The organism is Candidatus Cloacimonadota bacterium (assembly GCA_011372345.1).
GTDB lineage: Bacteria > Cloacimonadota > Cloacimonadia > Cloacimonadales > TCS61 > DRTC01.
In genome coordinates, this window is record DRTC01000029.1 from 1 (window position 1) to 10,704 (window position 10,704).

Sequence of the window (10,704 nt, forward strand, 5' to 3'; positions counted from 1 at the left end):
GGGAAGAAACTTATGCAGAAGAAACTGATGGAATGTTTGCCGAATCGATCGCAAAAGCGGCAAATGTCTATTTATCTGCTCAACTTTCTGCAGATGAAAGATTGGATCGAGCAGATCTTTCCCGATTTTCGTTTCAAAACGAGATCATAAGAAATCTGTCGAAGAATTTTAAGGGTGTTCTTGCTCCCATCGAATCTTTTTTAAAAACGACAAAATCGGTTGGGATCATAAATATCGAGCCTGATAAAGATGGTGTGATCAGAAGGATTCCGGTTTGGTATTCTTACAAAAATGAAATTCTAATGCAGTTAAGTTTTGCTGTTTGGACAGACAGATTTTTTCCTCAACGGAATTTTCGAATAATTAAAAATAAAATTAAAGCTGGAGATTTTTCAATTCCTCTTGATAAGGATAAAAATTATTTTGTGAACTGGTATGGAAGCAGCCAAGAAAAAAGTGTGTTTGAGTATTATCCTTTCCAGGCAGTTATTTCTTCTGCAGCTGCTGTAAGCAGGAATATGGAACCGATCATTCCGCTGGAAAAATTCAAAGATAAATATATCATAATCGGAGCAACTGCTGCCGGTTTATTGGATCTGAAAACGACTCCTCTCACAAAAATCCTTCCAGGTATGGAAATATGGGCAACGGTCTTGAGCAATCTGGTAAACAAAGATTTTGTACATTTTGCTGCATTCTGGATCGAGTTTATTCTTAACTTTCTGATAATTTTTATCATTCTTTTTGCGGTTTCACATTTCACTGATAAACGAAGTCATCTGCTTATTTTTCTCTTATTGATAATCATGATCCTGACAAATTATTTTTTATGGAAGCAGGCGAGGATCGTCTTAAACTTTGTTTTTCTTTTTACTGGATTTCTGCTTGCTTATTTAACTATCATTGTCATCAGTTATCTTATTGAAGGAAAATCAAAACGGGAGATCCGCAGGATTTTTTCCCGCTATCTTCATCCGGATGTGATCGAAAAATTAGTGGAGCATCCAACCCAGATTGAAATGGGAGGTGAGGAAATTCAGGCAACAGTTCTATTTACCGATATTGCTAATTTCACGGCTTTTTCCGAAACAAAAACTCCCAAAGAACTGATTACGGATCTGAATATTTATCTGAATAAGATCACCGGACTGGTTTTGGAAAATCACGGACTTCTCGATAAATATACTGGTGATGGAATTATGGCTTTATTCGGAGTACCGATAGCACGGGAAGACCATGCGAAACTTGCCTGTAAAATGGCGATTGAACATCGGAAATTATGTGAAAGTTTTGATAAAGATTCTTTATCGATCCCTGAAAATTTCCATCTTCATACACGGATTGGCATACATTCCGGATCGCTGGTTGCCGGAAATATCGGATCCGACAAAAGGATGGATTACACTGCGATCGGTGATACTGTAAATCTTTCTTCAAGATTAGAAGGAGTTAACAAGATTTTTGGAACCTGGGTGATTATCAGTGAAGCAACATATCAGCTTGTGAAAGAAGAATTTCGATGCCGGGAATTGGATTTTTTAAGAGTGAAAGGAAAGAAGGAACCCACCCGAATTTATGAATTAATAAGCATGATTGACGAAAAAAAGACAGTTCGTATCAAAGATTATGAAAGAGCATTAAAAATATACAGGAAAGGTGATTTTAAACAAGCAGAGCAGATTTTCCGAAAATTAATTAAAGACTTTAATGATTCTCCGGCAAAAGAAATGCTTGACCGCTGTAAATCCTTAATAAAAACTCCACCTGAAAAGTGGGATGGTATTTATACGATGGAGGTTAAATGAAGAAATTTCTTATAATGATCATTATAATAATTTGTTTTACTTCCCTGTCTGCCAAGGGAAAGATAGAAGCTGAAGTCAAAAGGGATAGAGCAATTGTCAGGAAAGGACCTGCTTCTTTTTTTGAGATAATATCAGAAATGCGGAAAGGTGATATTTTTACTATACTCGATGAAGAAGACGGCTGGTTTGAGATAACTTATGCTGATAATATGGGTTTTGTTTCCCAAAAAGTTACTAAAGAAAATAAAGGTCAGGAAGATTTTTTTTCCAGAATGGCAACAAAGCCTGTATCTTTGCAGATTTCCCAACATGGAATGTCAGCAGGTGTGAAAGGTTTTGCTGAAAGATTTTCCAGAAAATTTGACGGTGATCTGTCTTTTTCGGAAATTCTGGAAAAATACAGTTTCAGTCAAAAAGAATATGAAAAATTCAGAAAGAAAACATATAAAGGATTCAATCTGAAGAAAAATAGGAAGAAGATTCATCTTCCTGACTATTCGGGGAAGGAATATTTTTCGTTTTCAGAAGAAGGAATAGGAATTGGAATTGCTTCCAAAATAGCATCTATCGGACTTTACCGGAACAGGAATATTCAGGATTACATCAATTTTGTAGGAAATATCATCGTGGAATCGACAGATGCTTATGATATCGGTTTTAAGTTCTTTATTCTAGATACTAACAAAGTCAATGCTTATGCCTGTCCGGGTGGAATAATTTTTATTACCAAAGGAATGTTGAAGCAGATCGATTCGGAAGCAGAACTCGCTTTTGTCCTGGCTCATGAAATTGCCCATGTTGCCCGTCATCACGGGATGCTCGAACTGGAAGAGAGAAAACAGCAGGTCATGGCTGATGATGCTTTTATGGATATGGAGAAGGAAATGGATGAGATCGGAGGAGGTTTTGATGAGGAAATCGGTGATGTGGAAGCTGAAATGGAAGATCTGGCTGTGCAGTTCTATGATACTATTTTTAATGGAAGATTGGAGCAATACGAAGAGGAAGCCGATCATCTCGGTTTGCTCTATACTGCTCGTGCGGGATATAATGCTAGAGAAGCCCTCGCTTTATTGAATCGTCTTTACCTGATCGAATCTCAATCAACAAATGAGCACTATACATATCAGCAAATCCGGAAAAGAATTAGTATCATGAAAAACAATCCGTATCACTTGAGTCTGCCAAAAAAGCTTTTCAACCATAAAGCACGATGGAAAGAAGCTGCGATTTTTATTGATTGAGTAAATGATCGCACTTTGCAGAAATTATCTTCTTGAAACTTCTCATGTAAGGATTTTCGCAAAGATTAGATTTTTGGACTCGACTTCAAAGCAAAGCGTGGAGTTGAGAATAAATATAAATTGTATCAATCCTGAACTCCATCTTCCGTCAATTGCCGGAGATGAAGTCCAATCTGATCCTACAAAACAATAATCGTAATTCCTTTGTTTTTCCGGTTATAATCTGAATCTTTTTTCATTTTCGGAAAACGATCCAACAGTTTTTTTCCATTTTCAAATTCCCGAGAAAATTCTTCTCCCGGAATGAAAAAAGCGATTTGCTTATACCAGACCAGATTGGGCAGGAGTTTATGGATTGCTTGTCTGATCTCTCCTCCGGTTCCGCTGGAACCATATCCGTGAATGATCTTCAAAAGTTTGACTTTTTCTCTTTTTGCTTTCCAGATCTCGGACTTCAAAGAAGTGATTGCCTGCTCAACAGTTGGCATGTCGAGTTTCAGATTGAAAGTCTTCAGCTTTACACTTCTATCAGAAATATTAACAATCGGTTTACTGAAAGCACCGCAAAACGGACAAATTTTTTCTGATTGTTCAAATTCATTTCCGCATTGTTCACAAGTTTTCATTTTATTTTTGTAGTTCGGAACTTGTTCCGAGACAATTTTTTTAGAGAAACAGGATTGTTTGAGCTACTGTATCACAATCAATCCTGATTGTGCTGATTCTCTTTTCTCAAACAGGATTGTTTGAGTTACTTCATTTTTTCTAATATTTTCTCTTTTCCCCATTCAGGATGTTCAAACCAGATATCTTTCGCTTTTTCCAGCAATTCTCCGATTTTTGTTCCTTCTTTCAGTCTGAAAAAAGCCATCACATCTTTTCCTGAAACAGGCATTTCTTTTTTGGAAAAGTCTTTTTTTAAAAGTTCGATCTTTTTCCTGATTCCCGGGATTTGTTCTTGTCTGATATAATCTTTTGTATGAACTTGATTATCAGCATGGATCAATTCTAAAAGCAAATCCAGATTTTCTCCTGCTTCAAAGATCAATTTCCGCAGTTCTTTAGCGGAAATTTTCTCACCGTTTTTACCTGCATTTTTCAAAAGCATGTGATTTTGAATAAGATAAGAAATCCTTTTGATTTGATTTATGGGAAATCGCAATCTTTTCAGGATTTTTCGGGAAATTTCCGCACTAATTTTTTCATGCTCATCAGAATGAATTCCATTCCCATTTTCTGAAATAGTCTCTACTTTTCCAATATCGTGTAAAAGTGCTGCCAGTCGCAATTCCAGATTTGGTTTGGTTAATTCCAAAACTTTCAAGGTGTGCTTAAAAGCATCGAGATCATGACATTTTCCCTGCTCGAGACCTTTCAGTTTATCCAATTCAGGAATGAGATTTTTCAGCAGATTGTATTCATCAAGTAAATTGATTGCTTGGGCTGGTTTATCTGATTCGAGCATTTTGACTATTTCATCCCGTCGTCGTTCCCAGGAAATGTGTCTTAATTGCTTTGCATTTTCAAGGATTCCTTTAGCAGTTTCAGGTTCAATTTCAAAGCCTAACTTAATGGAAAACCTGATCGCTCTCAGCATTCGTAAAGGATCTTCACCAAAAATGATTCCCGGGTTGGAAGTCGAGCGGATGATCTTCTTTTTTATATCGGAAATTCCTTTACCGGTTATATCTTTTATCTCTCCCGAAATAATGTTCATTATAAGAGAATTTATGGTGAAATCCCGACGGAAAATGTCTTCCTTGAGAGTTCCAACGGCAACATCCGGTTTACGATTTTTGTCACGGTAAGATTCTTTGCGCGTCATCACGAATTCGATTTTATGATTTTCGATCATGACGAAAGCAGTTCCGAAATTCTCGAAAATAACCGGTCTGGAAGATAGTCTTTTTCGAAAAAGGAAATCAGCCAATTTTTTTCCTCCATTATCGAGTTCGACCACAATATCCATATCCTGACTTTGAATTCCCATAACTTTATCGCGTACATAACCGCCAACGATGAAAGTTTTGTTTTCAAAATCAGTTCCGATAATCGCTTTCGAAATGATTTTTTCGATTTTTTTCATGTAACACAAACCTCCGGTTTGTGATAGTCTCAATGCAAAGCAAGGAGTTACATCACCATAAATTCCTCATAAGAACTGACAATTTCGAAACCGAGTTTTTTGTAAACCGAAATTGCCGGGTAATTATCTGATGCGACATTTAATCCGATATGATCAACGGTTTTAAGAAGGTTTTGGCACAATTTCGCAGTAACGATTTTTCCAAGACCTTTTCCCCGAAAATCAGGATGAGTAGTAATATTTCCCAAGGCTGCAACTTTATATTTTTTGGAATAAACATGAATTCCGGCAATACTCACGAGTCTGTTTTTAACTTTTATTCCGAAATATTGTCCTGTTTCCAGCATTTTAGGATCGAACCAGTTTTCCGGATAACTCGTTTTGTAAAAGTTTTGGATTTCATCACGATTTTGATTTGATAAAGAAATTGTTTGCGAACAATCGAATTTCTCCAGTTTTACGGGATTTTTCAAAGCCATTTTGTAATGTTTTCCATGAGATTCAAGATGGAAAAATTCATTCACATTTTTTTCTAATCCAACGCTGAAATGAGCATAAAATCTATTTGGCAGGAGATGTTTGATTTGTTTGAATAATTCCCACAAATGTTCAATGTTCTGGTCTAAAGCAAGAATTGTTGGAATTTGTAATCCTTTGTAAAGAAGGATAATTGCTTTGATCTTGTCGTTTGATATCAATCCGAAATAGGTCGAATTCTTCCAGAAAAAATCATCAAGATCACCGATGCTGTAAAGATGAAGATAAATGTCCTTCTGTAGAAAATTCTGAATCTTTTTTTTGTTTTTCAGGATTTTGTATTTCATATTTTTCAATATCATCCTGAGCGTAGTCGAAGGATTTTCTTTTACATTTATTAAGTTGCTAGTTTTCGACTACGCTAAGACTGACAAACCTCAATAATACTCCGAATTTTCTTTTAAATAATATTCCAACAGCTGAGAAACGGATGCAATCGCTGCTGTTTCCGCTCGTAAAATATGATTTCCCAAACTGAAAGATGGAATTTCTTTTTGTCTAAAAATCTCGATTTCGTTATTACTGAATCCGCCTTCCGGTCCGATGATGATGCAAAGAGGTTTTTGAATATCTTCTGCGATTTGCGAAATGGTTTGATGTTTTCCAAGTTCCAGTGCAAGAATTGGTTGAAACTCTAAATCCGAGTTTATTAAAATTTCCAAAGTTTGCGTTTTGTGAATTTTTGGCAGGAATGCATTATCGCATTGTTTGATCGCGGAAATTGCTGCTTTCTCAAACTTTTCTACCGTATTTTTGGATAGTTTCCGAACAGTCCTTTCGGTAAAAATCGGGAAAAAATCCTTAACTCCGAGTTCGGTCAGTTTTTCAACTATCAGGTTGTCGTGTTTGTTTTTCAGCAGAGCAAAGGCAACTGCGATTTTCGGTTCGGAGATTTTTTCTTCCTTGATCTTCAAAATGAAGACTGAAATCTCTTTTTTGGAGATATTTTTAATCTCTGCATTTGCCAGAAGACCATTTCCGTTTGTCAGCAGGATTTTTTCTCCGATATTTTTGCGGAAAACATTTTTCAGGTGATGGAATTCATCACCGATAATAGTGATCTTTTTATTTTCTTTTTTCAGGTTGGGTGTATAGAAACAGGGCATTTTTACCTCCTGAAATTAGCCCACGAATTTATTCGTGGGAATGAAACCAAATCAATATTATTTCCGATTCCCACGATTAAAATCGAGGGCTAACATCTATAATTTATTGATCTTCATAATGATGTAATTTTTAAAATCTTTTTCATTCTTGATCAAAGGACTGTTTTTTGTAATGTTCTTTTTGATTTCTGATATATTTTTTCACAATCTCCAATTGTGATTCACTCACCGAAAATGCCGCAAATCCGACCTGCCAGCCGAATTTAATCGTTCTATGTTCCTGATTTAACCAATATGATGTTTCACCTTTTATTTGTTTGATAATTTCAGTTAAATTCTTTTTAGGATTTTGCAGGAACAATAAATGGATATGGTTTTCTGTACCGTTTATATAAATCGGATAACATCCTAATTCCTCTGCATTCTTTTTGATTCTTTCATATAATTGGTGTTCAAAATCTGGTTGGATCAATGGATGTCGATTTTTCGTTGAAAATATACAATGAATCCAGATATTATAATATGAATGAGACATTTTTATTCTCCTGAAATTAACCCACGAATTTATTCGTGGGAATGAAACCAAATCAATATTATTTCCGATTCCCACGATTAAAATCATGGGCTAATATTTCTGCTATTTTCCCCAAATCTCATCGATTTTATTCTTTATCTTCTGTTCATAGATTTTGATAAGTTCTTTATTGGCATCCACTAATTTCTGCTCTGCTTCCTTTTTGGGCATTCAACATCCTTTTCATTCATTGATTGGAAATTTTTTTTAGAAAACATAACTGTCAACAATTCTATTCCCAAAATAAAAAACCGCTCAAGTATGGAGCGGTTCAATCGTTTGGAATTTACTTATTTTGGGATATTGAAATTTATTTAATATTTATTCTTTGGGTTTTGAGATTTTTTTTAGAAATTAGATATGAGGATTCGGAAATTTTGTGAAAATCAACTTGGCAAGTTGAATTACACAAAAAACTCCTTCAATTTACTAAAAAAACTTTTCCCGGGTTGGAGTTTCTTTTCGGAATCAAAAGCTGCCAGTTTCTGGAACAATTCCTTTTCCTGGAAATTCAATCTCGTGGGTGTGATGACAATAACTTTCACATAAAGATCACCGTGATAAGTGCTATTTACATGCGGCAGACCTTGTGAGCGTAAACGGAACACTTTTCCGGACTGCGTTCCAGCCGGAATTTTCATTTTAACTTTCCCGGAAAGAGTCGGACAATGGATTTCCGAACCGAGAGCTGCCTGTGAAAAACTGATCGGGAATTCGCAAACCAGGTCTGCATCGTTTCGCTCAAAGATCTTGTGTTCTTTTTCATGGATAAGAACGAGAATATCACCTTTCGGTCCATTTCTTTTTCCGCTGTTTCCTTCACCTCGCAGACGAATATATTGCCCTTCCGATACACCTGCCGGAATATGAACATTGATCGTCTTTGCGTGTGTTGCTCTACCGTCACCATTACATTTCGGACATCTGTTTTTGATGATCTTTCCTTCACCATGACAAGATGGACAGGTTACGACAGTCTGCATTTGTCCGAACAAAGAGCGAGTTGTCTGCATAACTTGACCGGAACCGTGACATTGCGAACAGGATTGAACTTTTCCGTCAGCAGAACCGGTACCGTTACATTTATCACAATTTTCTTTGACATTGATCTTGATCTTTTTATCGATCCCTTTGGCAATTTCTTCTAAAGTTAGAGAAAGTGATATCTGCAAATCTTCCCCGCGATTACTTCTCCTGGAACTTCTTCTTCCTCCGAAACCACTTCCTCCGAAAAAACTCTCGAAAATGCTTCCCAAACCACCGAATCCGCTGAAGATATCTTCAAAATCCGAAGCATGAGTAAAGTCGCTCCAACTGAATCCGCCGCTACCGAATGCTCCTTCCAATCCGGCATGACCGAACTGGTCATATCTGGATCGTTTATCTTTATCAGAAAGAACTTCATAGGCTTCGGATGCTTCCTTGAATTTTTCTTCTGCTTCTTTGTTGTCTTTATTTTTGTCGGGATGAAACTTCATCGCCAACTTGCGATATGCCTTCTTTATCTCTGAATCGGAAGCATTTTTCTGAACTCCCAGAACTTCGTAATAATCTCGTTTTGCCATTAAACCTTCTATGATTTCAGACTGAACTTCATAACAGATTTATCTGTAATGGAGTTCAGAATGAAAGACTATTGTTATTTATAGTTTTCTGATTGTTCTCGACTCCATCCGTCCAAAGACAGATGGAGTCGAGTTCAATCTTATCCCAATTAGAGTCTATCCGTAAATAGCATTTTGTGAGACCTTACGGATGGTTGAGGAACGAAACCTCCGTAATGGTCGGTGTTTTAGGTTCAACCATTGCGAAGGACTATGTCCTTTCGCAAGGTTTCCGGCTTTACGGATGAACTCTAATTAACTATTTCAACCAATTAACCACAACTTCGCAAATCTTTGAGATGTGTGAAGTTTTTATTTATTTATCTTCATCCACAACTTCAAAGTCAGCATCGACAGGTCCGTCTTTTTTAGGTTCGTCTTTAGGATGAGCCTGCTGTTGCTGCTGCTGTCCTCCCATTTGACTCGGATCGAATCCGGCATCTTTCATGTCCGGTCCGCCTTGAGCAGCTTGTTGTTTCTGCATTTCCGCATAAATGATCTCACCCAGTTTCTGAGCTTTCTTACCGAGATCATCGCGAATCGCTTCGTATTCTTCTTTGGAAGTTGCTTTTTCCAGTTTCTCTTTTGCTTCTTTGATCGCTTCTTCGACTTTCTGCTTTTCTTCAGGAGGAAGCTTGTCGCCGTGTTCTCCCAAACTTTTTTCGGTTGTGAAGATGAGTGTATCGACTTCATTGCGAGCCGTGATCAATTCTTTCTGTTTTTTATCCTCATCTGCATGTGCTTCCGCATCTTTGACCATTCTGTCGATCTCTTCCTCACTCAACGAACCGGTTCTTTCGATCTTGATGGATTGTTCTTTGCCGGTTCCTTTGTCTTTGGCATGAACATGCAGAATTCCGTTCGCATCGATGTCGAAAGTAACTTCGATTTGCGGTATTCCGCGCGGTGCTGGTGGAATTCCGACCAAGTCAAATTTCCCGAGAGTTCTATTATCAGCAGCCATAGAGCGTTCTCCCTGCAGAACAACGATAGAAACTGCAGTTTGATTATCTGCTGCAGTTGAGAAAATCTGGCTTTTTTTAGTTGGAATAGTCGTGTTTCTCTCGATAAGAGAAGTCATAACTCCGCCTAGAGTTTCGATGCCGAGTGAAAGAGGAGTAACATCCAGAAGCAGGATGTCGTTCAGGTTTTCATCACCGGAAAGAATTCCACCCTGTATTGCAGCACCAACTGCTACAACTTCATCAGGATTAACACTCTTATTCGCTTTCTTGCCGAAGAATTTTTCAACTGCTTCTACAACAGCCGGAATACGAGTGCTGCCGCCAACCAGCAGGATTTCATCGATATCATTTGCGGCAAGTTTCGCATCTTTCAAAGCGAGTTTACATGGCTCGATCGAACGAGCGACTAAATCAGCAGTCATCTGGTTGAACACTGCCAGAGAAAGATCGAGGTTCAGATGTTTCGGACCTGACGCATCTGCTGTGATGAATGGTAAATTGATGTTCGTTGTTTGCGTTCCGGAAAGTTCGATTTTGGCTTTTTCCGCTGCCTCTTTGATTCTCTGCATTGCCATGGCATCATGCGAAATATCGATTCCTTCCGCTTTTTTGAATTCGGATAAAATCCAATCCATGATCTTCTTATCAAAATCATCTCCACCGAGATGCGTATCACCGTTGGTAGAAAGAACTTCCACCACACCTTCCGCTACTTCCAAAATAGAAATATCAAAAGTTCAACCACCGAGATCTTAAACTACAACATTTTATTATTTTTTACTA

General features: G+C 37.4%; 8 protein-coding genes and 1 pseudogene. 2 read left to right on the forward strand and 7 right to left on the reverse strand.

Annotated elements, in window-relative coordinates:
* Together ENL20_00510 and ENL20_00515 are read left to right on the forward strand one after the other, a co-directional pair.
* Positions 1-1,805, forward strand: a 1,805-nt coding sequence (locus tag ENL20_00510) for a CHASE2 domain-containing protein (GenBank protein ID HHE37043.1), incomplete at its 5' end; no start/stop codon positions are given.
* Positions 1,802-3,049 carry a toxin-antitoxin system, toxin component gene (locus ENL20_00515; GenBank protein HHE37044.1) on the forward strand — a complete coding sequence of 416 codons (1,248 nt, stop codon included), beginning with the start codon at positions 1,802-1,804 and terminating at the stop codon, positions 3,047-3,049. The genes ENL20_00510 and ENL20_00515, both read left to right, overlap by 4 nt.
* A 179-nt stretch (positions 3,050-3,228) precedes the next feature.
* Here ENL20_00515 and ENL20_00520 read toward each other — a convergent pair whose 3' ends face one another.
* From ENL20_00520 to dnaK, 7 genes and pseudogenes are all read right to left on the reverse strand, one after another.
* Positions 3,229-3,675, reverse strand: coding sequence for a hypothetical protein (locus tag ENL20_00520; protein HHE37045.1), 447 nt, complete (start codon positions 3,673-3,675; stop codon positions 3,229-3,231).
* Positions 3,676-3,800: 125 nt separating this feature from the next.
* A complete protein-coding gene (locus ENL20_00525; protein ID HHE37046.1) occupies positions 3,801-5,135 on the reverse strand; it encodes a CCA tRNA nucleotidyltransferase in 1,335 nt (444 codons plus the stop codon).
* Between the two features lie 47 nt (positions 5,136-5,182).
* Positions 5,183-5,959, reverse strand: a complete 777-nt coding sequence (locus tag ENL20_00530; protein ID HHE37047.1) for a GNAT family N-acetyltransferase — start codon at positions 5,957-5,959, stop codon at positions 5,183-5,185.
* A gap of 90 nt (positions 5,960-6,049) precedes the next feature.
* On the reverse strand, positions 6,050-6,778 hold the full coding sequence (locus ENL20_00535; GenBank protein ID HHE37048.1) for a 16S rRNA (uracil(1498)-N(3))-methyltransferase: 729 nt from the start codon (positions 6,776-6,778) through the stop codon (positions 6,050-6,052).
* Positions 6,779-6,920: 142 nt separating this feature from the next.
* The gene (tnpA, locus tag ENL20_00540) at positions 6,921-7,400 is read right to left on the reverse strand and encodes an IS200/IS605 family transposase (GenBank protein HHE37049.1); all 480 of its coding nucleotides are present in this window, start codon (positions 7,398-7,400) and stop codon (positions 6,921-6,923) included.
* Between the two features lie 356 nt (positions 7,401-7,756).
* Positions 7,757-8,917: a molecular chaperone DnaJ gene (gene dnaJ, locus ENL20_00545; GenBank protein HHE37050.1), complete on the reverse strand. Its 1,161-nt coding sequence runs from the start codon at positions 8,915-8,917 to the stop codon at positions 7,757-7,759.
* 355 nt (positions 8,918-9,272) lie between these two features.
* Positions 9,273-10,685, reverse strand: a pseudogene (dnaK, locus tag ENL20_00550) (molecular chaperone DnaK).
* Positions 10,686-10,704: the final 19 nt, after the last annotated feature.